This window comes from Variovorax beijingensis, assembly GCF_007828835.1.
GTDB classification, from domain to species: domain Bacteria; phylum Pseudomonadota; class Gammaproteobacteria; order Burkholderiales; family Burkholderiaceae_C; genus Variovorax; species Variovorax beijingensis_A.
On sequence record NZ_VIVL01000007.1, the window covers coordinates 160,024 to 182,245 of the forward strand.

A 22,222-nucleotide genomic window follows, 5' to 3' on the forward strand; every position below is an offset into this window, starting at 1 on the left:
CAATATCCTTTGCTTATTTGCTGCTGTCCACCAGCCCCTTGACGAACGAGCGCTGCAGCGCCACCACCACGACGATGGGCGGCAGCATCGTGAGGAGCGCGGCGCTCATGGCCACATTCCAGGCCGGCTGCGAATCGGCGCGCGGAATCAGGTGCTTGAGGCCGATCACCGCGGTGGCCATGTCCTTGTCGGTGGTGAAGAGCAGCGGCCAGAGATACTGGTTCCAGCCGTACAGGAAAAGAATGATCGCCAGCGCCGCGATGTTGGAGCGCGACAGCGGCAGCAGGATGGTCCAGAAGAAGTGCATCGGCGAGGCGCCATCGATCCGCGCCGCCTCGCACAGCTCGTCGGGCACCGTGAGAAAGAACTGGCGGAACAGGAAGGTGGCCGAGGCCGAGGCGATCAGCGGCAGGATGAGGCCCGGGTAGGTGTCGACCATGTTCCACTGCAGCTGGATATCGATGGTGTGGCCGGTGACGGCATTCCACGCCGACGAAAGGTGCAGCGCCTCCACCACCCACTGCAGCGGCAGCGCCGCATTCGCCACTGACTCGTAGGTGGGCGAGATGCGCACTTCGATCGGCAGCATCAGCGACACGAAGATGAGCCAGAACGCCGTCATGCGAAAGCGGAAGCGAAAGTACGTGATGGCAAAGGCCGACAGCAGCGACACCGCGATCTTGCCCACGGTGATGCCCGCCGCCACGATGAACGAATTGAAGAACAGCCGGCCGAAGTTGGCCTGCGTCCACGCGGTGCGCAGGTTCTGCACGAACTGGTCGCCGGGCAGCCACGGCAGCGGCACCTGCTGCACCTCGGCAATGGTGAGCGAGCCTGCGACGAAGGCCAGGTAGAGCGGCACGCAGACAAAGGCCACGCCCACCAGAAGAATGGCGTGGCAGATGCCGTCGAGAACGGGGGCGCGTTCAACCATGCGATGGATCCTCGGGCCGGTGCGTCATACGTCGTAGCTCACGCGCCGCTCCACGTAGCGGAACTGCAGCAAGGTCATCAGCAGCGCGAAGACCATCAGGATGACCGACTGCGCCGCCGACGAGCCGAGGTCCAGGTTGATGAAGCCGTCGACGTACACCTTGAACACCAGCACGTTGGTCGCACCCGCCGGGCCGCCCTGCGTGACCGCATCGACGATGGCAAAGATCTCGAAGAAGCCGTAGACGAAGTTCATCACGGCCAGGAAGAACATCGTGGGCATGAGCAGCGGCAGCCCGATGGTGAAGAAGCGCCGAAGCGGCCCCGCGCCGTCGACCGCCGCCGCCTCCAGCAGCGAGGAAGGCACCGCCAGCAGGCCGGCCAGCAGAAAGATGTAGTCGTAGCACACATGCTTCCACGAGGCGGCCAGGATGACCAGGATCATCGCGTCCGAGCCCACGCGGTTCGGGTCCCAGGCCAGGCCGATCGCATGCAGCAGCTGCGCGAGCGGACCCACCGCGGGGTTGAAGAGAAAGGCCCAGAGAATGCCCGCGATGACCGGCGCAATGGCATAGGGCAGCAGGATGATCGCCTTGTAGATGCCGCGGCCGCGGATCACCCGGTCGCTCGCGAAGGCCAGCACCAGCGCCACCGCGAGGGTCAGCAGGTTCTGCAGGATGGTGAACACCACCGTGACCCGGACCGACTCGTGGTAGGTGGCGCTTTGCAGCAGCTGCGCAAAGTTGTCGAAGCCGACGAAGTGCACCGTGTTGCCGAACGGATCGGACAGGAAGAAAGCCTGCCCGAGCGCGCGGAACGACGGAATGAAAAAGAAGAACAGCAGGATCGCGAGCTGCGGCAGCAAAAGCAGCACGGGCAGGCGCACGTCCTTGAAGTGCGCACGCTTCAGGCCCGCTTCGATTGCTGCTGCCGCCATGGTTGCCGCCCGCCGCCGCGCTTCAGTAGCGGCCCTTGTTGAGCTTCTCGTACTGCCGCAGGATCTCGTTGCCGCGCTTGACGGCATCGTCCATGGCCGCCTGCGGCGTCTTCTTGCCGGCCACCACGTTCTGGAACTCGTCGCGCTGCGCCATCATGGTCTGCGTGAAGTTGCCGAAGTGAAAGCCGGTGGAGTTGGCCGTGGGCGTGCCGCGCGTGAGCTGCAGGATCGCGATCTCGCGCGTCGGGTGCTCCTTGTAGTAGCCCTGCGACCTGGCCAGTTCGTAGGCCTTGTTGGTCAGCGGCACGTAGCCCGTGGCTTTGACCCACCAGAACTGCGTCTCGGGCTTGGCAATGTAGTCGAGGAAGGCCGCCACGGCCTCGTACTCGGCCGGCTTCTGGCCCTTCATGACCCACAGCGAGGCGCCGCCGATGGTGCTGTTCTTCGGCTGCTTGCCCTCTTCCCACGGCAGGTAGATGGCGCTCCAGTCGATCTTGGATTCGCGCTCGATGCCGCTGTGCGCGGCGGTCGAGGCAAAGTAGGTGGAGCACTTGCCCGAGGTGAAGAGCTGCTCGGGGCTCAGGCCCTGGCCGGCGATCTGCATCACGTCGTCGTCGATCCATTTCTTGATGCGCGCGACCTGCGAGACGACCGAGGTCTTGTTGTAGACGAACTCGGTGTCCAGCCCCTGGTAGCCGTTGGCCTTGGTGGCGTAGGGCAGGTCGTTGATGGCGCTGTAGTTCTCGAGCAGGCTCCAGTGGTAGTCGCCTGCGAGCACCGAGCCGCAGGCCGAGATGCCCTTCTGCTTGATGGCATAGAGCTGCTTCTCCAGCTCCTGCCAGGTCTCGGCCGGCTTGGCGAAACCGGCCTTCTCGAAGTGCGCCTTGTTGTACCAGAGGATGGGCGAGGACGAATTGAAGGGCATCGTCATCAGCTTGCCCTTGTAGCTGTAGAAGCCGGCCACCGGCTTCACGAAATCGGCCCAGTCGACCTTGTAGCCGCGCTGGTCGAGCAGGTCCTGCACCGGCATCGTGGCGTCCGACAGCAGCATGGTCATGAAGCCGCGCTCGTAGATCTGCACGAGCGCCGGTGCGCGCTTGGCGCGGTAGGCGGCGATGGTGCCGTTGATGACCTCGTCGTAGTTGCCCTTGTAGACGGCGGTGACCGCGTACTTGTTCTGCGAGCTGTTGAAGTTCTTCACCAGCTCTTCGACACGCTCGCCCAGCGCCCCGCCCATGGCATGCCACCACTGAACCTGCACCGGCTGCGCGGCGGCCGGCATGGCGCCGGCCAGCCAGAGCGTGGAGGAAAGGGCCAGCATGGCCAGCGTGCTGCGTCGTTGGATCTTCATCGCGTTCTCCTGTAGGGTGTGTGTCGATGTCGGTATCTGCTTTGCGCTCATGCGGCCCAGAAGCCGCCGGGAGCGAACTGCTCGGCGATCGCGCGGTCGAGCCAGCCCAGGTCGTCGAGCAAGTCGAGCAGCGTGTAGCGGCGCCGGATGAGGCGTGCGCGGCGGTGGTCGGCGGCAAACCTGGCGGCGCCGATGCCGAGCTCGCCGGGATGGCTCGCCCCACCGACGGTGGCCAGGCGCTGCTGCATGTCGCGCGCGCCGATCAGCTGGCGCTTCAGCTGCGCGCGCAGCGCGGGCCAGGCGCGCACCAGCTGTTCGAGGCGTGCGCGGCGGCTGCCGGACGCGGCCTTCGCATCCATTTCGCCGCGCGCGGCGGCCCTGAATTCCTCGTTGCCGAAGGCGGCCTCGATCTCGCGCGACAGCGCGGCCTCGTCCCGGCCGTCGCGCGCCTGCGATGCGGCGGCCGCGATGGCGGCCTCGGGCTGCGCAAGGAGCCATTCGTACATCGCCAGCATGGCCACGCACCCGACGCCCACGCAGGCGCCATGCGCCGCGGGCTCGCCATCGACCTGCAGGTTCTCCATTTCCCACAGGTGCGAGAACTGGTGGTCGCTGCCGCTCGCCGGACGCGAGTTGCCATGGGCCTGCATGGCGAAGCCGCTGACCAGCAGGCCGGCCAGCAAGCCGGCCAGTGCCTGCGGTTCATGCACGGCCAGGCGCTGCGGCGCGCCGAGCCAATCGCCGAGATGGTCCTGCACCAGGGCATAGGGACGCGGGTTGATGGGCTCCACGCCGAGCGCGTCGGCCAGCAGCCAGTCGGCGCCGGCCACCGCCTTGCCGGCCAGGTCGCCGTAGCCCCAGGCCGTCATGCGCGGCGGCGCGGCGCGCAGCACGTCGAGGTCGGCCAGCACCGCCACGGGCGGCGGGCATGCGAGCGTGCGCTTGAAGCCGTCTTCGCCGAGCAGCGCGGCGCCCGAGGCCGCGTAGCCATCCATGGAGGCGGCGGTTGCAAGGCACGCGTAGGGTTTGCCGGCGAGCGAGGCCGCATGCTTGACCAGGTCGCTGACCACGCCCGAGCCCACCGCGAGAGGCGTGGCCGCCTGTGCGGAAAGCTGCTGTGCGATGGCCGCCGAGCGCTGCACGCGCGGCTTCAGGCGAGGCTTCGCAGGAAAGACCAGCGGCGCCGCGCAGGGCACGCCCTGCGATTCGAGCAGGGCCTGCGCCGAAGCGCCCACCACATCCCAGGTGTTCTCGTCGGCCACCAGCATCCAGCGCCGGCCCGGCGCGCAGCGCTGCAGCACGCCGGGCAGCAAGCGCACCGCGGCGTGCTCGATGGCGACTTCTTTGGTGACCGCCGCATCGCGCAGCGCGGCCCTCAGCGGGAATGTCGAATCGCTCATGTCTCCTGCAATCTGGATGCCGTTTTCCGGTCGATGAACAAGTGTATAGTTTGAAAGACATTTGTTTCAACCACGTGACTACCCGTAGTCCACCGCACTCGTGCCACCATCGCGGCCGCAGAATCAACGACGACAACCACGGAGAATTCGGATGGCTGAGGAAGATCAGGTGGCGGTGCGCGTGGCCTGGCTCTACTACATGGAGGGCCTGACGCAGGACGGCATCGCCACGAAGCTCGGCCTCACGCGGCTGCGCGTGAACCGCCTGCTGGGCGAGGCGCGCGAGAGCGGGCTGGTCAGCATCAAGATCAACTCGCGCCACGAGAGCTGCCTGCGGCTCGAGGAAGAGCTGCGCAGCGTCTGCGGCCTGCGCGAGGCAGCGATCATCCCGACGCCCGAGAGCCCCGAGCTCATCCCCGTGCTGCTGGGACGCACGGCCGGCGAATATCTATCAAAGCACATCGAGACGAACCGCGTGCGCGGCGTGGGCGTGGGCTGGGGCGCCACCTTGCGCGAGGCCATCCGCCACGTCGCATCCGGCCAATGGCCCGAGGTGCACGTCAACTCGATGATGGGCGGCCTGACGCGCGGCCTGGAGATCAACACCTTCGAAACGGCCAGCGCACTGGCCGCCCGGCTGGGCGCGCAATGCAGCTACCTGGCCGCGCCCCTGTACGCAGGCAGCGCCAAGTCGCGCGACACCATCGTTTCGCAGGATGTCTTCAAGGAAGCGTTCGGCCAGATCGCGGCCAACGACGTCGCGCTGCTGAGCGTGGGCGACCTGAGCACGCGCTCGCTGCTGGTGCGCTACGGCCTGCCAAAGGACGTGCCGGTGGCCGAGCTGCGGCAGGCCAAGGCGGTGGGCGACATCATCGGGCAGTTCCTCGACCGCCACGGCAAGCCGGTGAAGCATGCGCTGAACCTGCGCGTGGTGGCGCCTTCGCTCGAGGAGCTGGCGCGCATTCCGACGGTGATCGTTGCTTCGGGCGGCGAGAACAAGGCACCGATCATTGCCGCGGTGCTGCAGGCCAGGCTGCTGTCGGTGCTGATCTGCGACGAGCAGACGGCGCGCACGGCGCTGAAGCTCTACCAGGCGCTGGCCGCGCAGGCCTGAAGAAGAAGGACCGGCTAGCCGGCGGAGCCCTCGCAGGCCACCTCGTCGTTCGGCCGCGCGTGGGCTCTTTCGCTCGCCCGTGCGCTCATCAGCGCGCAGGCGAACACCCCCATCCCCGCGAGCGCGAGCAGCGCACCGACCCACCCGGTCGAGGTCCAGCCCAGCCCGGCCGCAATGGCCGCGCCGCCGAGCCAGGCGCCCAGCGCATTGGCCATGTTGAAGGCCGAGTGGTTGAGCGCGGCGGCGAGCGTCTGCGCGTCGCCGGCCACGTCCATCAGGCGGATCTGCAGCGCGGGGCCGATGGCCACGGTGGTGCCGATGAGAAACACGTTGATGGCCGCGGTGACCACGTGGTGCGCCGCGAACGAGAACATCGCGAGCACCAGCGCCGCATAGACGAGCAGGCCGCCGATGGTGCGCATCAGCGACTTGTCCGCCAGGCGCGAGCCGACGAGGTTGCCGGTGACCATGCCCAGCCCGAACAGCGCGAGCACGAAAGGCACGCCGCCCAGCGGCAGGCCGGCCACTTCGATGAGCGTGGGCTTGATGTAGCTGAACACCGAGAACATGCCGCCGAAGCCGATGGCGCCGATGCCGAGCGTGAACCACACCTGCTTGCGCCTGAGCGCGCCAAGCTCGCGCCAGGGGCTGGCACCCGCGGGCGGCGCCAGGTCGGGGATGTCGCGGCGCAGCAGCGCCACCGCCGCCAGCGCGATGAGGCCGACGAACACGAAGGCCGCGCGCCAGCCGAACAGCTGGCCGAGCCAGGCCGCGATCGGCACGCCCACCAGCGTGGCGCCGGTGAGCCCCAGCATCACGAGGCCCACGGCGCGTGCGCGGCGCCCGGGCGGTGCGAGCGTGGCGGCCACCAGCGCGGCCACGCCGAAGTAGGTGCCGTGCGGCAGCCCGGTCGCAAAGCGCAGCAGGTTGAGCGACATGTAGCCCGGCGCCATCGCGCTCGCGAAATTGCCGGCGGCGAACACGGCCATGAGCGCGATCAGCAGCGCGCGGCGGCGCCAGCCGGCCGCGAGCACCGCGAGCACCGGCGCACCGATGACGACGCCGAGCGCATAGGCGCTGATGACGTGGCCGGCCTGGGGGATGCTGACGTCGATGTCCTTCGCCACTTCGGGCAAGAGGCCCATGATCACGAACTCGCCGGTGCCGATGGCGAAGCCGCCGACGCCGAGCGCGAGCACGGCGCGCAGGAAATTCACGGGCCGTGCGGAGGGGGAAACAACGGAAATGTCGGTGTCCGCGCTGTCCGGCGCGGGTGGGGAGGCGTTCAAGGCCAGGCTCCTGGGAGGTGCCCGGCGGCAGCGGGCAGAGGCCTGATTTTAGGGTAAACCCTGAATTTCTGCCGATACGGATTTGCCGAAGGCCCGGTACTGCAGGGCCTCAGATTGCCACGAGCTGGCGCACGCCCTGCGCTTCCATGTCCTTGCCGAGGCCGCGCGCGATGACCTCCCCGCGCTCCATCACGAGGTAGTCGTCGGCCAGTTCCTGCGCGAAGTCGTAGTACTGCTCGCACAGCACGATGGCCATGTCGCCGCGGTCGGCCAGCATGCGGATGACGCGGCCGATGTCCTTGATGATGCTGGGCTGGATGCCTTCGGTGGGCTCGTCGAGGATCAGCAGCTTGGGCTTGGGCGCCAGCGCGCGCGCAATGGCAAGCTGTTGCTGTTGCCCGCCGGAAAGGTCGCCGCCTCTTCGGTTGATCATCTGCTTGAGCACGGGGAACAGGTCGAACAGTTCCGACGGGATGGGCGTGCTGCCGCTCTTGTAGGCCAGGCCCATGCGCAGGTTTTCTTCGACCGTGAGCCTGGCGAAGATTTCGCGGCCCTGCGGGACGAAGCCGATGCCGGCCCTTGCCCTTTCATAAGGGGTGGCCTTGTGGATCGGCTTGCCTTCGAGCTCGATGCTGCCGCTCTTGATGGGGACCAGGCCCATCAGCGACTTGAGCAGTGTGGTCTTGCCTACGCCGTTGCGGCCCAGCAATACCGTGACCTTGCCTAGCGTGGCCTCGAAGCTCACGTCTCTGAGGATATGGGAGCCGCCGTAGTACTGGTGGATGTTCTTGACTGTCAGCATTTTGTGGATGCCTTCCTTTGTCCTTGTTGGAGGTGCCCGGCACGCGGCACGGTGCGGGCGGCCCCACTGTGCCGGCCCTTCGGGCTCCCCTGCGGTGCTCGCGTTTCGCGGGGTCTCGCAGAACTCGCTTCGCTCAAACAGCTGCGAGCCCTGATCCGCGAAACACTGCGCTCCTCGGCGGCACAGAGGGGCCGCCCGCACCGCGCCGCATGCCGGGCGCTGGCTGTGACGTTGATGCCGTCGGTCCTGGCCACGGCAATGGCCTCAACGCCCAAGATAAACCTCGATCACGCGCTCATCGGCCTGCACTTCGTCCAGCGTGCCCTGCGCCAGCACGGAGCCGTCGCACAGCACGGTGACGATCTCGGAAATGGTGCGGATGAAGCTCATGTCGTGCTCCACCACCATCAGCGAGTGCTTGCCCTTGAGCGTGAGAAACAGCTCGGCGGTGCGCGCCGTTTCCTCGTCGGTCATGCCGGCCACGGGCTCGTCGAGCAGCAGCAGCTTCGGGTCCTGCATCAGCAGCATGCCGATCTCCAGCCACTGCTTCTGGCCATGGCTCAGGTTGCCGGCCAGGCGCGACACGCTGTCGGCCAGGTGAATGGTCTGCAGCACTTCGGCCAGCCGGTCGCTCTGCGCCGAGTCGAGCCTGAACAGCATCGAGGCGCGCACACCCTTGTTGGTCTTGAGCGCGAGCTCGAGGTTCTCGAACACCGTGAGATGCTCGAACACCGTCGGCTTCTGGAACTTGCGCCCGATGCCCAGCTGGGCGATGTCGGCCTCGCGATGGCGCAGCAGGTCGATGGTGCTGCCGAAGAACACCGTGCCCTCGTCGGGCCGCGTCTTGCCGGTGATGATGTCCATCATCGTCGTCTTGCCTGCGCCGTTCGGGCCGATGATGCAGCGCAGCTCGCCCGGCGCAATGTCGAGCGACAGCTTGTTGATGGCCTTGAAGCCGTCGAAGCTCACGCTCACGTCCTCCAGGTAGAGGATGCGGCCGTGCGTCACGTCCACTTCGCCCGGCGTTGCAATGCGGCCGAAGTCCGCGGAACGCCCGCCGGATTCGGTGCTGCCGCCCGCGTAGTGCACGCCCTTGGCGCGGGCGGCGCGCTCGGCGCCGGCTTCCATCAGGTCGGGAGTCATTCAGAAACCTCCGCGCTTCGCGCTGCGGTATTCGCCTTGGGAGTGGCCCGGCGGCATTGGGTAACCTCCGTGCTCCGCACTGCGGTGCGAGCCCCCTTTGGAGCGGCCGGGCGGCGGCTCATGCGCGCGCTCCCTTCACTTCGGCCACCAGCGGCGCGTGCAGCGCCTCCGGCTCCACGCCTTGGGCGGCGGCCATGGCGCGTTGCGCCTCTTCGCGGCCGGCGCTCACGCCGGCCGGCACCTTCTCCCTCGACAGCCACTTGCGCACCAGGCCCACGATGCCGTTCGGCAGGAACAGCGTGACAGCAATGAACAACGCGCCCAGGAAGTACAGCCAGTACTCGGGGTAGGCCACCGTGAGCCAGCTCTTCGCGCCGTTGACGATGAAGGCGCCGATGATCGGCCCGATCAGCGTGGCGCGTCCGCCCACCGCGGCCCAGATCGCAATCTCGATGGAGTTGGCCGCGCTCATCTCGCCGGGATTGATGATGCCGACCTGCGGCACGTACAGCGCACCGGCCACGCCGCACATCACGGCCGAGATCACCCAGATCGTGAGCTTGTAGGGCAGCGGGTTGTAGCCCGAGAACATCACGCGCGTCTCCGCGTCGCGGATGGCCTGCAGCACGCGGCCGAACTTGCTGGCGATGAGCCACTTCGCGAACAGGAAGAAGCCCAGCAGCGTGAGGCCGGTGAGCGCGAAGAGCGTCATGCGCATTTCCTGCGTGGCGATCGGAATGCCCAGGATGCGCTTGAAGTCGGTAAAACCGTTGTTGCCACCGAAGCCGGTCTCGTTGCGGAAGAACAGCAGCATCGCGGCAAAGGTCATGGCCTGCGTGATGATCGAGAAGTACACGCCCTTGATGCGCGATCGGAAGGCGAAGAAGCCGAACACGAAGGCGATCAGGCCCGGCACCACGACGATCAATATCAGCGTGGCGATGAAGCTGTCGCTGAAGGTCCAGTGCCAGGGCAGTGTCTTCCAGTCGAGGAACACCATGAAGTCCGGCAGGTCGCTCTTGTAGTTGCCGTCGCGGCCGATCTGGCGCATGAGGTACATGCCCATCATGTAGCCGCCGAGCGCAAAGAACAGGCCGTGGCCCAGCGAGAGGATGCCGGTGTAGCCCCAGATCAGGTCCATGGCCAGCGCGCAGATCGCGTAGCACATGATCTTGCCGACCAGCGCCACCGCATAGTCGCTCATGTGCAGCGGGCTGCCGGCGGGCACCCACATGTTGAGCACCGGCGCCACGGCGCAGACCACGATCAGCGCGACGAAGAAGGCCGTCCAGCCCTTGCCGCTCAGCAGCGGACCTTTGGTTGGCAACACAACCTTGCTCATGCTTCTGCGCTCCGGCCCTTCATCGCGAAGATGCCTTGAGGTCTCTTTTGAATGAAGATGATGATGAAAACGAGCACTGCGATCTTCGCGAGCACCGCGCCCGCCCAGCCTTCGATGAACTTGTTGAGAATGCCCAGCCCGAGCGCCGCGTACACGGTGCCCGCGAGCTGGCCCACGCCGCCCATCACGACCACCATGAAGCTGTCGACGATGTAGCTCTGGCCGAGGTCCGGGCCGACGTTGCCGATCTGGCTCAGCGCGCAGCCCGCAAGGCCCGCGATGCCGGAGCCGAGCGCGAAGGCGTAGGTGTCGATGCGCGCGGTGTTCACGCCCATGCAGGAGGCGATCGGACGGTTCTGCGTGACGCCACGCACGAACAGGCCCAGCCGCGTGCGGCCGATCAGCCAGCCCATCGCGAGCAGCACCAGCACGGCAAAGATGATGATGCAGATGCGGTTCCACGGCAGCGTGACGTTGCTCAGCATGGTGAAGCCGCCGCTCATCCAGCCGGGGTTCTCGACGCCGACGTTCTGCGCACCGAACAGCGAGCGCACGAGCTGCTGCAGCATCAGGCTGATGCCCCAGGTGGCCAGCAGCGTCTCGAGCGGCCGGCCGTAGAGGAAGCGGATCACGCCGCGTTCGAGCACCGCGCCCACGAGCGCCGATGCGAGGAAGGACACGGGAATCGCGGCGACCAGGTACCAGCCGAAGGCCGCCTCGGGCATGTAGCGCTGGAAGATGCCCTGCATCACGTAGGTGGCGTAGGCGCCGATCATCATCAGCTCGCCGTGCGCCATGTTGATGACGCCCATCAGCCCGTAGGTGATGGCCAGGCCCAGCGCGGCCAGCAGCAGCACCGAGCCCAGGCTGATGCCGCTGAACACCGCGTTGATGCGGTCGCCCCAGACCAGCGCACCATCGATGCTGGCAATGGAGGCGACGATGGCGGCCTTGACGTCGGCCTCGGTCTCGTCGGCCAGGCGCTGGTTGAGCAGCAGCTTGGTGTCGGGGCTCGTGTTGGCGCCGAGTTCCCTGGCCGCGGCAAGGCGCCGGGCCTTGTCGGCGCTGGTGAGCATGCTGGCGGCGCGCACCAGCTGCAGCTGCGCCTTGATGCCGAGATTGGTCTCGGCGGCCAGCGCCTTCTCGACCATCGGAATGCGCGATTCGTCGGGCTCCTTGAAGAGCGCCTGCGCGGCTTCGGCGCGCACCGCGTCGTCCTTGCTCGTGAGCTTGAGCGCGGCCTGCGCGGCATCGAGCGCGCCGCGCATGAGGTTGTTGTTGACCACGTCCTCGGCCGTGTCGGGCACCTGCAGCTCGGCGCCGGTCACGGGGTCGTAGCCCTTGTCGTCCTTGATCACGAAGACCTTGTCTTCGGTGTACTTGACCGCGTCCTCGGACATGGCCTGGATGAAGGCGGCGGTCTTGTCGTCGGCCGTGAGCACGGCCTTGTTGAGCGCGGTGATGCGCGCTTCGGATTCGCCCGAGGCGATGGCGCGGGCTTCGTCGGCGGTCAGCGCGTGGACGGCCGATGCCATGAGCAGCATGGCGGCGAGTGCGCAGTGAAGGGATCGTCGAAGCATCATGAAACCGGAAGTTGAATTGGCTCCCTCCCCTTCCGGGGGAGGGTCGGGGTGGGGGCACGCGGCGCTTGTCCAGGCACAGTGCCCGTGGCGACCGCCGTCAGCCCCACCCCTGCCCTCCCCCGAAAGGGGAGGGAGAAATACGCTTACAGCGACTTGCCAGCCGGCTGATCCGGCTTCTTGTCGTTGCCTTCGATGTACGGGCTCCACGGCTTGGCCTTGACCGGGCCCGGCGTCTTCCACACCACGCTGAACTGGCCGTCGGCCTTGATCTCGCCGATGAACACGCTCTTGTGCAGGTGGTGGTTCTTCTCGTCCATCTTCGAGACGATGCCCGAGGGGGCCGTGAAGGTCTGGCCGGCCATGGCGGCGATCACCTTGTCGGTGTCGGTCGACTTGGCCTTCTCGACCGCCTGCTTCCACATGTGGATGCCGATCCAGGTGGCTTCCATCGGGTCGTTGGTGAGTGGCTTGTCCTTGTGGCCGGCGATGTTCTTGGCCTTGGCGTACTCGCTCCACTGCTTGATGAACGCCGTGTTGGTCGGGTTCTTGATCGACATGAAGTAGTTCCACGCGGCCAGGTGGCCCACCAGCGGCTTGGTGTCGACACCGCGCAGTTCTTCCTCGCCGACCGAGAAGGCCACCACCGGCACGTCCTTGGCCTTGAGGCCGGCGTTGCCGAGTTCCTTGTAGAAGGGCACGTTCGAGTCGCCGTTGATGGTCGAGACCACCGCCGTCTTGCCGCCCGAGGAGAACTTCTTGATGTCCGCCACGATGGTCTGGTAGTCGCTGTGGCCGAAGGGCGTGTACTTCTCGTCGATGTCGGTGTCCTTCACGCCCTTGCTCTTGAGGTAGGCGCGCAGGATCTTGTTGGTGGTGCGGGGGTAGACGTAGTCGGTGCCCAGCAGCACCCAGCGCTTGGCACCGCCGCCTTCCTTGCTCATCAGGTAGTCGACGGCCGGAATGGCTTGCTGGTTGGGCGCGGCGCCGGTGTAGAACACGTTCTTCGAGAGCTCTTCGCCTTCGTACTGCACGGGGTAGAACAGGAGGCCGTTCATTTCCTCGACCACCGGCAGCACCGACTTGCGCGACACCGAGGTCCAGCAGCCGAAGATCACCGAAACCTTGTCCTGGCCCAGCAGCTGCTTGGTCTTTTCAGCGAACAGCGGCCAGTTGGAAGCCGGGTCGACCACCACGGGCTCGAGCTGCTTGCCCAGCACGCCGCCCTTCTTGTTGATGTCGTCGATGGCCATCAGCACCGTGTCTTTCAACACGGTTTCCGAGATGGCCATCGTGCCCGACAGCGAGTGCAGCACGCCGACCTTGATGGTGTCGGCGGCAAAGGCCGGCGCAGCGGAAATGCTGGCCAGGGCGACGGCGGCGGTGAGCGCCTTGAGTGTGAAACGACGTTGCATGTGGACTCCTGCTCCGGGGTGGTTGAAACCTGGTCGCCGGTACGGGCCGGACGATGGAGGGGAGTCTGCGGATTCGCCCGCCCGCGAGAAATACGCCGGGTGGCGTACACGGAGGTACTCAAGGCGGCAATGGTGGCCGCCGCGCTTTCACGCCTTCGGCTGCGGCCGGCTGCCCCGCCGCTGCAGCACCGCCACCAGCAGGGCCGACGCCATCAGGTACACCAGCGCCACGCCGAACGCGCTCGCATAGCCCGCAGCATCCGGCGCACCGCCCAGCCGCCCGTAGAACAGGATGCCGATCAGCGCCACGCCCAGCGCATTGCTCGCCTGCTGCACCATCGACAGCACGCCCGACGCCACGCCGGCATGCTGCGGCGGCAGGCCGGCCAGCACGGTGGACACCAGTGGCGCCATCACCATGCCGAGCCCTGCGCCCTGCACCAGCAGCAGCGGCACCATCCATGCGACCACGTGCGCGTGTCCGGCCCACCCCGCCACATTGACGAACTGCAATGCATGGCCCACGGCCAGCACCAAAGCGCCGAGCGCGATCGGCGGCTGGCCGCCGAAGCGGCGTGCCAGGCGCGCGCCGGCCATCGAGGTTGCAAAGAAGCCGACCGCCAGCGACGTGAAGACGAGGCCCGAACTCAGCGGGTCGAGCACCAGGCCTTGCTGCAGGTACAGCGCCAGCACGAAGTAGAGCGAGGCATTGCCGACATAGAAGGCCAGCGTGGTGAAAAGGCCCATGACGAAGCGCCGGTTCGCCAGCAGCACGGGCGCCACCAGTGGCGCACCGCCGTTCGCGGCCAGCCGACGCTGCTGGAAAGCGAACGCAGCGAGCAGGGGCAGCGAGGCGGCCAGGCACATCCAGCTCCACAGCGGCCAGCCCTGCTCGCGGCCTTCGACCAGCGGCAGCACCACGGCCACGGAGCCGGCCGCCACCAGCAGCATGCCGGCCAGGTCGAGCCGGCTGTTGCCGCCGTTGGCAAGCGGCGGAATGGCGCGCGGTGCGAGCACCAGCGCCAGCAGGCCGATCGGAACGTTGATGAGGAAGCAGCTGCGCCAGCCGAGTCCGCCCGGATCGGCATGGATCAGCAACCCGCCCACCAGCTGCCCGAGCGTGGCCCCGAGGCCCAGCGTGAGCCCGTAGGCCGCAAAGGCGCGCGCGCGGCTTTCACCGGTGTAGGCCAGGCCGATCATCGCCAGCACCTGCGGCTGCAGCAGTGCACCGGCCAGGCCCTGCAGCACGCGGGCCGCCACCAGCAGCTCGGCGTTGGGCGCGAGGCCGCAGGCGGCCGACGCCAGCGTGAACAGCAGCAGGCCCAGCATGAACATGCGGCGCCGGCCGAACAGGTCGCCGAGCCGCCCGCCGGTGATCAGGCCCGCGGCCGTGGCCAGGCCGTAGCCGGCCACCACCATCTGCAGGGTGCCCGCGGAGGCGCGCAGCTCGCGCTGCATCGAAGGCAGTGCCACGTTGACGATGAAGAAGTCGAGCACCACCAGGAAGGTGCCGCTGAGCATGACCCAGAGGCCGAGGGTGCCGGCGCCGCGGCTTGCGGCGGAGGAAAACGATGCTGCCGGGGCAGCGATGTTGGATGACTGCGACATGATGGGTTCGAGTGTTGGGAGGGAGCGGCGCCGCGGCAATGACCTCGGAGGTCATCGCCGGGCTTCAGGCAGTGGGCGTCGGCAGGATGAACTGGTAGTCCACGGCGATGCGGCCGTCCTCGGCGAGCAGGAGAAACTCCAGGCCGAGCGCGGCAATGGGCCCGCCGGCGGCCGGAACCATGTGCCAATGGAACATCACCGCGCCATGCAGGAACTGCGCATCGCCCGCGGCCACGAAGCGGAAGCCGCCATCGCGCACGTTTTTTTCGTGCGAGCCGGTGACGCGCTGCTCCAGTGCCTCGTAGCCCTTCACCTGCAGCGTGCGCACGTAGTGCTCGCCTTCGGGCACCCACAGCCGGGCGATGGCGGCGCGGCGCGCTGCGGCATCGGTTTCGTTCCAGGCCGCGACGTAGCGATCGGCGAGTTCGGCAAAAGAGATGTCGGTGGTCATGATCGGAATCCTTGCTGGCTTGGCGAAGTGGAAGAGCGAGGCTGCAGTTTCCAGCCCCAGGAGTGGACAGTGAATGCCTGCGAAGCCGATAATCTTGTCCATTCGTCCACCGCCACAGGAGCTCCGTTGGATCCGCTCGATGACGTGTTCGCCGCCATGCGCGTACGCAGCGCGCTCTATGCGCGGCTCGAGGCGCGCGCGCCCTGGGGCGTGAGCCTGGCTGGCGGAGAGAGCGCCCGCTTCGGCCTGGTGGTGCGCGGAAGCTGCCTGCTCGAAGTGCCGGGCGTGGCGCAGCCCGTGGCCCTGGCCGCAGGCGACTGCTATGTGCTCGCGCACGGCACGCCCTATGTGCTGCGCGACCATCCGGACACGCCCACGGTCAGCTGCGCGTCGGTGGTGCGCGACCGCATCGGCGGCGTGGTCGATCTGGGCGGCACCGGCACCGCCGCATCGGTGATCTGCGGCTGGTTCCATTTCGACCAGCGCGCGGCCCGGCCGCTGCTCGATCTGCTGCCCGTGCTGCTGCACGTCAAGATGGAGCAGGCGCGCGCCATCGCGCTGCAAGGCACCCTGCAGCTGCTTGCGATGGAAACCGGCGAGCCGGGCCTGGGCTCGGGCCTGCTCGTGAGCCGGCTGGCCGACATCGTGTTCGTGCAGGCGGTGCGCGCGCACGCCGCGGCGCAAGGGCAGGCGCAGACGGGCTGGCTCGGCGGACTGGCCGACGCGCGCATCGGCCCTGCGCTGCGCGCCATGCACAAGGACATGGCGCGCGACTGGACGGTGGAGACGCTGGCCTCGGCGGCCAGCCTGTCGCGCTCGGCATTTGCGCAGCGCTTTCGCGAAAAGGTCGGCCAGGCGCCGCTCGAATACCTGACGCACTGGCGCATGTTCAAGGCCGGCAACATGCTCGGCCAGGGCCATGCGGCCGTCGGCGCGATCGCAGGCGCGGTGGGCTATGAATCAGAAGCCGCGTTCAGCAAGGCCTTCAAGCGCCGGATGGGCATGGCCCCCGGCGCATGGCGTGCGGCGGCGCGCGAGAGCGTTGCCGCCTAGGCGCCCGCAGGAAGGCCTGTCTTGATGCTGGCCGCGCGCTTGAACTGCGCCGCCGCAAAGGCCCACACCATGCGCGTGGCATCGGGCCCGCCCGGATCGCTGAAAAGCTTCGCGGCGGCGCCGCCGCTCCATGCATGCCCGAGTCCCGCGATCTCGCACAGCACGACCAGCGTGCGGCCCTTGCGCCGAAACTCGGTCACCCGCATGGCATGCCGCTTGCCGCGCTGCAGCGTGCGCGTCAGCCCCGGCTTGGCGCCCATGGCCGTGGCCCACACGGCCGCGCTGTTGACGGCATTGCTCGGCGCCACCACGGCATCGGCGTCGCCATGGATCACCAGCATCGGCGGCAGGGTCGCGAACACGGCGGCCGCGCCCATGGCCTTGCCGACCGCGGTGGTCGGCATCGGCGGCGTGTGCTGCCCGCGCATTGCGCCCAGGGCCGTGGCCGAGGATTTCGCCGCGCCCGGCGCCACGCCCGAATGCATGGCCACGGCGCGAAAGCGCTGCGGATAGCGCGTGGCAAGCAGCGCCGCCATGCTGGCCCCCGCCGACAGGCCGGCCAGCGCAATGCGCTCGCGGTCCACCGGATAGAGCATGCAGGCCTGGTCGATGGCCGCCATCAAGGTGGCGGCTTCGGCGTCGGCCTTGCCCGAACGCCGCTCGTACCAGTTCCAGCAGCCTTGGGGATGGGCCAGCCTGTCCTGCTCCAGGTAGAGCACCAGGAATCGCTGGCGCACCGCGAGCGCGTTCATGCGCGTGCTGGCCGCGAAGTCGCGCCCGGTCTGGCCGCAGCCGTGCAGCATGACCATGAGCGGCAGCTTCTCGCCGGGCTGCAGCTTCAGGTCGGCCGGACGGAACAGGTGGTAGCCGCGCGCACCGCCGGGGCCCAGTGCCATGCCGCCGAGCCAGTCGCCCTTGCCCGGCGGCGGCTTGAGCCGCTTGGCCGCTGCGCGCTGCACCTGGCCGGCCACGCGCTTGCTGTTGCCGAGCGTGATCTTCGTGAGTGCCTTCAGGTTGCGCTCGTATGCGCGGGCGAACAGGGAAGCGGTGGAACGACGGGCCATGGGCACAGTGTGAGGGCAAAGCGCCGGCCGTCCAAACAGGCGGCCCTAGTAGATCTCCGGCACGATCATGCTGGCCGGCACCGGCTGGCGCAGGTAGTCCGCATGGCGCTCGCGCGCGGGCAGTTCCACCGGCGGATGCGGCACTTCCTGGTAGGGCAGCTGGCCCAGCAGGTGGCTGATGCAGTTCAGCCGCGCCTTCTTCTTGTCGACCGCCTGCACCACCCACCACGGCGCTTCGGGAATGTGGGTGCGCTCCAGCATGATCTCCTTCGCCTTGGTGTATTCCTCCCAGCGGCGGCGGCTCTCGAGGTCCATGGGGCTCAGCTTCCATTGCTTGAGCGGATCGTGGATGCGGCCCAAGAAGCGCATGTGCTGCTCGTCGTCGGTGATGGAGAACCAGTACTTGATGAGCTTGATGCCCGAGCGCACCAGCATCTTCTCGAACTCCGGCACGGTGCGGAAGAACTCCTCGTATTCGTCGTCTGAGCAAAAGCCCATCACGCGCTCCACGCCGGCGCGGTTGTACCAGCTGCGGTCGAACAGCACCATCTCGCCGGCCGCCGGCAGGTGCGCGGCGTAGCGCTGGAAATACCACTGCGTGCGTTCGCGGTCGTTGGGCGCCGGCAGCGCGGCCACGCGGGCCACGCGCGGATTCAGGCGCTGCGTGATGCGCTTGATGACACCGCCCTTGCCCGCCGCGTCGCGGCCTTCGAAAAGAATGACCACCTTCTGCTTGCTGTGCTGCACCCAGTCCTGCAGCTTCACGAGCTCGCCCTGCAGCCGGAACAGTTCCTTGAAGTAGGCCTGGCGCGCGGCCTTGTCGCCCATGCGCGCGGCGGGGTCGAGGCCGTCGATGTTGCGGTCCTCGATCTCCAGTTCGAGCTCCTCGTCGTAGCTGTCGATCAAGTCGCGGGCGATGCGTTGCATCAGGTCTTCGTGGTCTGGAAGTGCGCTCGTCAGCATCATGGGGAAAAGGGCGGTGTGGAGTGGAACGGGGCATGCTGCCCGCCGCATATGACCATTGCGTGACGCTCCGCGGGCCACCGACACGAAGTTGTCACATGCGGCGGACACCATCCGGGGCACACCTTCCGTCCTTCCTGATTCAACGCACCTTGCCGGCACTCCATGACCTGGCCGCCAATTCATATGGCGGCGACGAAGCCGGACTGATCTGCGGCTACCTGTTCGACGCCGATGCGTCGGAGCCCGTACGGGCGATCGGCTCGGTGCAGGCTGCGGCATGGCTCGGTGAGCAGGGCGGCAACGGAATCGCAAGCAATGCCTACGCGTGGCTGCACTTCAACCTGAGCCATGCGCAGGCCGAGCGCTGGCTCGTGCGGCACGCGAAGCTCTCCGACACCTTCTACGAAACGCTGCACGAGGGCCTGCCCTCCACGCGCATCGAGCGCGCCGACGATTCGCTGATCGCGGTCATCAACGACGTGCACTTCGAGTTCAGCTTCGAGCCCTCGGACATCTCCACTCTCTGGATCAGCGTGGGGCCGCGGCTGGTGGTCACGGCGCGCACCAAGCCGCTGCGCTCGGTAGATGCGCTGCGCACGGCGGTCAAGGCCGGCGATGCGCCGCGCTCGAGCACCGAACTGCTCGAGCACCTGCTGCGCGCGCAGGCCGACGTGCTGGTGAAGATCGTGCGCGGCGTCACTTCGCGCATCGACCGCATCGAGGACGAGCTGCTGGCCGGCCGGCTCGACCACAAGCGCGCGCGGCTCGGCGTGCTGCGCCGGCTGCTGGTACGGCTGCAGCGCCTGCTGGCGCCCGAACCCGCCGCGCTCTTCCGCCTGCTGCAGAGGCCGCCGGCCTGGATGTCGGAGCCCGACGCGCAGGAGCTGCGCGGCTCGACGGAGGAGTTCTCGGTGGTGCTGCGCGACATGCAGGCGCTGCAGGAGCGCATCAAGCTGCTGCAGGAAGAAATCGCGGCCAACGTGAACGAGGACAACAACCGCAGCCTGTTCGTGCTGACGGTGGTGACCGTGCTCGCGCTGCCGATCAACATCCTGGCGGGCCTGTTCGGCATGAACGTGGGTGGCATTCCGCTGGCCGAGCACAAGCACGGGTTCTGGATCGTGGTGGCGATCGTCGCGAGCTTCACCGCGGTGGCCGCCTGGGCGGCTTTTCGCAAGAAGCGCTGAGCCGCGTCGTCCGCCGCAGTAATGCTATTTATTTAATAGCAACCACAATAGCATCCATGCGCCCGCATCGATGTTCCAGACCCAATAGAATGCCAATGTGTCCTCCATTCTCAATGCCGATCTGCACTGCCATTCCGTGGTTTCCGACGGCACCTTGACGCCCGAAGAACTGGCCGCGCGCGCCGCCGCCAACGGGGTCGAGCTCTGGGCGCTCACCGACCACGACGAGGTCGGCGGCCAGCACCGCGCGGCCGCCGCGGCGCGTGCCCACGGCATCCGCTATCTCACCGGCACCGAGATCTCGGTGACCTTCGCCAACGAGACCGTGCACATCGTCGGCCTGGGCTTCGACCCCGACGACGCCGCGATGACGCAGGGCCTCTACGACACGCGCGGCGGCCGCGGCAAGCGCGCGCAGGAAATGTCCGAGGGGCTGGCCAAGGTCGGCATCCACGGCGCCTACGACGGCGCGCTCAAGTTCGTCGGCAATCCCGAGCTGATCTCGCGCACCCACTTCGCGCGCTTCCTGGTCGAGCAGGGCCACTGCCGCGACACGCCCGAGGTGTTCCGCAAGTACCTGACCGAAGGCAAGCCCGGCTATGTGCCGCACCGCTGGGCTTCGCTGAAGGATGCGGTGCACTGGATCACGGCCGCCAAGGGCATGGCCGTCATCGCGCATCCGGGGCGCTACAAGTTCACCGCGAACGAGGAATACGCGCTGTTCCTCGAGTTCAAGGCGCATGGCGGGCAGGCGATCGAAGTCGTCACCGGCAGCCATACGACAGCCGAATACGTCGAGTACGCCGACAAGGCGCTCGAGTTCGATTTCGCCGCCTCGCGCGGCAGCGATTTCCACAGCCCCGACGAAAGCCATTGCGATCTCGGCAAGCTGCCACCGTTGCCCGGTGCGCTCACGCCGGTGTGGGAACTGCTCAGCCACCGCATCCAGCAGTGAGCGAGAGCCCCGGGTCCGGCAGCGGCAGCGCGGCAACGGCGGCACTGGCGAACGCCCGCGCCGCGGCGCGGCAGACGCGCGATCTCGAATCGGAGCGCATCCTCGCGGGCATCGGCATGGTGCTGGTGGCGGTGGCCTGCTTTGCCACGCTCGATACCGCCACCAAGACCTCCACCGCCGCCGTGCCCATTCTGATGGGCGTGTGGTTCCGCTATGCCTTCCAGGCCGTGGCCACCACCGCGGTGCTGCTGCCGCGGCACGGCACGGCCCTGCTGCGCACGCAGCACCCGCGCTACCAGTTGCTGCGCGGCGCGCTGCTGCTGGTGTCGAGCACGCTGGCCTTCCTGAGCCTGCGCTACATGCCGCTGGCCGAGTTCACCTCCATCGTGCTCATCGCCCCGCTCGTCATCACCCTGCTTGCGGCCACCACGCTCAAGGAGCAGGTCTCCGCGCTGCGCTGGGTGCTGGTGGCCGGCGGCTTCGCCGGCACGCTGGTCATCCTGCGCCCGGGCGGCGATGCATTCAGCTGGGCCGTGCTGCTGCCGATCGGGCTGGTGCTGACCAACGCATGGTTCCAGGTGCTCACGAGCAAGCTGGCGCAGACCGAGAATCCGCTCACGATGCATTTCTATACCGGCTGGGTGGGCGCGCTGATCGCCTCGCTGGCGTTGCCCTTCGTATGGACGGCCCTGCCCTCGTGGCACTGGTGGGCGCTGCTGTGCCTCATGGGGTTCATGGGCACGGTGGGACACTTCATCCTCATCCTGGCCTACCAGCGCGCACCCGCATCCACGCTTACGCCGTATCTCTATGCGCAGATCGCCTTTGCGATGCTCGGCGGCTGGCTGGTCTTTTCCCACGTGCCGGACCGCTTCTCGCTCATCGGCATGTCGATGATCGCAGTCTGCGGTGCGGCCGGCGCCTGGCTCACGGTGCGCGAGCGCCGCGTGCCGATCGAGCCGGCCGAATCCTGATCAGGAGTCTTTTTCATGGCCCAGTATTTCGAAGTCCACCCCGAGAACCCGCAGCAGCGGCTTCTCAAGCAGGCCGCCGCGCTTTTGCAGCGCGGAGAGATCGTGGCCGTGCCCACCGATTCGAGCTACGCGCTGGCCTGCCACCTCGACGACAAGGACGCGGTCGACCAGCTGCGCCGCATCCGCCAGGTCGACGAGAAGCACCATCTCACGCTCATCTGCCGCGACCTGAGCGAGCTGGCCAACTACGCGCGCGTCGACAACAAGCAGTACCGGCTGCTGAAGGCCGCCACGCCTGGGCCCTACACCTTCCTGCTCGAAGCCACCAAGGAGGTGCCGCGGCGCGTGAGCCATCCGCAGCGCAAGACCATCGGCCTGCGCGTGCCCGACCACAAGGTGCTGCTCGAATTGCTGATGCTGCACGGCGCACCGCTGCTGGCCACGACCCTGATCGCGCCCGGCGAGACCGAGGCGCTGAACGACGCGCAGACCATCCGCGAGCGTTTCGAAAAGCAGATCGGCGCCGTCATCGACGCCGGCGCCTGCCCCTCGCAACCGACCACCGTGGTGGACCTCACGCCCATGGGCTCGGGCGACGATCCGGTGGTGGTGCGGCAGGGCCGCGGCGCGCTGGCGGTGCTTGGCCTCTGACAAGCGG

Annotated in this window: 20 protein-coding genes; 6 read left to right on the forward strand and 14 right to left on the reverse strand. The window is 67.7% G+C overall.

Annotated elements, in window-relative coordinates; genetic code table 11:
- Positions 1 to 13: 13 nt before the first annotated feature.
- From FB547_RS20700 to FB547_RS20715, 4 genes are read right to left on the reverse strand one after another with little or no spacing between them, the layout of a single operon-like run.
- Complete coding sequence (locus FB547_RS20700) at positions 14 to 934, reverse strand: ABC transporter permease subunit (protein WP_145745499.1); 921 nt, start codon at positions 932 to 934, stop codon at positions 14 to 16.
- 24 nt (positions 935 to 958) lie between these two features.
- Positions 959 to 1,870: an ABC transporter permease subunit gene (locus tag FB547_RS20705; protein WP_145745501.1), complete on the reverse strand. Its 912-nt coding sequence runs from the start codon at positions 1,868 to 1,870 to the stop codon at positions 959 to 961.
- Positions 1,871 to 1,892: 22 nt separating this feature from the next.
- The gene (locus FB547_RS20710) at positions 1,893 to 3,221 is read right to left on the reverse strand and encodes an extracellular solute-binding protein (protein ID WP_145745503.1); all 1,329 of its coding nucleotides are present in this window, start codon (positions 3,219 to 3,221) and stop codon (positions 1,893 to 1,895) included.
- 47 nt (positions 3,222 to 3,268) lie between these two features.
- Entirely contained in the window at positions 3,269 to 4,621 is a 1,353-nt protein-coding gene (locus tag FB547_RS20715) for an iron-containing alcohol dehydrogenase (RefSeq protein ID WP_145745505.1), read from the reverse strand.
- Positions 4,622 to 4,772: 151 nt separating this feature from the next.
- Between FB547_RS20715 and FB547_RS20720 the strand changes: the two genes are divergently transcribed.
- On the forward strand, positions 4,773 to 5,735 hold the full coding sequence (locus tag FB547_RS20720) for a sugar-binding transcriptional regulator (RefSeq protein WP_145745507.1): 963 nt from the start codon (positions 4,773 to 4,775) through the stop codon (positions 5,733 to 5,735).
- Positions 5,736 to 5,749: 14 nt separating this feature from the next.
- On the opposite strand, the gene FB547_RS20725 is transcribed toward FB547_RS20720, so the two are convergent.
- The 8 genes from FB547_RS20725 to FB547_RS20765 all read right to left on the reverse strand — a co-directional run bounded on the left by FB547_RS20725 (position 5,750) and on the right by FB547_RS20765 (position 15,365).
- Positions 5,750 to 7,024, reverse strand: a complete 1,275-nt coding sequence (locus FB547_RS20725) for an MFS transporter (RefSeq protein ID WP_145745509.1) — start codon at positions 7,022 to 7,024, stop codon at positions 5,750 to 5,752.
- Between the two features lie 109 nt (positions 7,025 to 7,133).
- Positions 7,134 to 7,826, reverse strand: a complete 693-nt coding sequence (gene urtE / locus FB547_RS20730; protein ID WP_021008684.1) for an urea ABC transporter ATP-binding subunit UrtE — start codon at positions 7,824 to 7,826, stop codon at positions 7,134 to 7,136.
- 264 nt (positions 7,827 to 8,090) lie between these two features.
- The gene (gene urtD, locus FB547_RS20740) at positions 8,091 to 8,969 is read right to left on the reverse strand and encodes an urea ABC transporter ATP-binding protein UrtD (RefSeq protein WP_145745513.1); all 879 of its coding nucleotides are present in this window, start codon (positions 8,967 to 8,969) and stop codon (positions 8,091 to 8,093) included.
- A gap of 118 nt (positions 8,970 to 9,087) precedes the next feature.
- Complete coding sequence (gene urtC, locus FB547_RS20745) at positions 9,088 to 10,311, reverse strand: urea ABC transporter permease subunit UrtC (protein ID WP_145745516.1); 1,224 nt, start codon at positions 10,309 to 10,311, stop codon at positions 9,088 to 9,090.
- The gene (gene urtB, locus FB547_RS20750; protein WP_145745518.1) at positions 10,308 to 11,855 is read right to left on the reverse strand and encodes an urea ABC transporter permease subunit UrtB; all 1,548 of its coding nucleotides are present in this window, start codon (positions 11,853 to 11,855) and stop codon (positions 10,308 to 10,310) included. The genes urtC and urtB overlap by 4 nt, the downstream gene beginning before the upstream one ends.
- A gap of 182 nt (positions 11,856 to 12,037) precedes the next feature.
- Positions 12,038 to 13,306 (reverse strand): urea ABC transporter substrate-binding protein, encoded by a 1,269-nt coding sequence (urtA, locus tag FB547_RS20755; RefSeq protein ID WP_145745520.1) that lies wholly within the window; start codon positions 13,304 to 13,306, stop codon positions 12,038 to 12,040.
- Positions 13,307 to 13,453: 147 nt separating this feature from the next.
- Entirely contained in the window at positions 13,454 to 14,914 is a 1,461-nt protein-coding gene (locus tag FB547_RS20760; RefSeq protein ID WP_145745522.1) for an MFS transporter, read from the reverse strand.
- Positions 14,915 to 14,978: 64 nt separating this feature from the next.
- A complete protein-coding gene (locus tag FB547_RS20765) occupies positions 14,979 to 15,365 on the reverse strand; it encodes a hypothetical protein (RefSeq protein ID WP_145745525.1) in 387 nt (128 codons plus the stop codon).
- 126 nt (positions 15,366 to 15,491) lie between these two features.
- Between FB547_RS20765 and FB547_RS20770 the strand changes: the two genes are divergently transcribed.
- Positions 15,492 to 16,418, forward strand: coding sequence for an AraC family transcriptional regulator (locus tag FB547_RS20770; RefSeq protein ID WP_145745527.1), 927 nt, complete (start codon positions 15,492 to 15,494; stop codon positions 16,416 to 16,418).
- Here FB547_RS20770 and FB547_RS20775 read toward each other — a convergent pair.
- Together FB547_RS20775 and ppk2 are read right to left on the reverse strand one after the other, a co-directional pair.
- The gene (locus tag FB547_RS20775) at positions 16,415 to 17,482 is read right to left on the reverse strand and encodes an alpha/beta hydrolase family esterase (RefSeq protein WP_145745529.1); all 1,068 of its coding nucleotides are present in this window, start codon (positions 17,480 to 17,482) and stop codon (positions 16,415 to 16,417) included. The genes FB547_RS20770 and FB547_RS20775 overlap by 4 nt on opposite strands.
- A gap of 45 nt (positions 17,483 to 17,527) precedes the next feature.
- Positions 17,528 to 18,445: a polyphosphate kinase 2 gene (gene ppk2 / locus FB547_RS20780; protein ID WP_370878890.1), complete on the reverse strand. Its 918-nt coding sequence runs from the start codon at positions 18,443 to 18,445 to the stop codon at positions 17,528 to 17,530.
- 152 nt (positions 18,446 to 18,597) lie between these two features.
- Here ppk2 and FB547_RS20785 point away from each other — a divergent pair, with 152 nt between their 5' ends.
- The 4 genes from FB547_RS20785 (at position 18,598) to FB547_RS20800 (ending at position 22,215) form a co-directional block, all read left to right on the forward strand.
- Entirely contained in the window at positions 18,598 to 19,635 is a 1,038-nt protein-coding gene (locus FB547_RS20785) for a transporter (protein ID WP_145745533.1), read from the forward strand.
- A 97-nt stretch (positions 19,636 to 19,732) separates the two neighbouring features.
- Positions 19,733 to 20,590, forward strand: a complete 858-nt coding sequence (locus FB547_RS20790; protein WP_145745535.1) for a 3',5'-nucleoside bisphosphate phosphatase — start codon at positions 19,733 to 19,735, stop codon at positions 20,588 to 20,590.
- Complete coding sequence (locus FB547_RS20795) at positions 20,587 to 21,564, forward strand: DMT family transporter (RefSeq protein ID WP_145745537.1); 978 nt, start codon at positions 20,587 to 20,589, stop codon at positions 21,562 to 21,564. Before FB547_RS20790 ends, FB547_RS20795 begins: the two co-directional genes overlap by 4 nt.
- A 15-nt stretch (positions 21,565 to 21,579) precedes the next feature.
- On the forward strand, positions 21,580 to 22,215 hold the full coding sequence (locus FB547_RS20800; RefSeq protein ID WP_145745539.1) for an L-threonylcarbamoyladenylate synthase: 636 nt from the start codon (positions 21,580 to 21,582) through the stop codon (positions 22,213 to 22,215).
- Positions 22,216 to 22,222 lie beyond the last annotated feature (7 nt).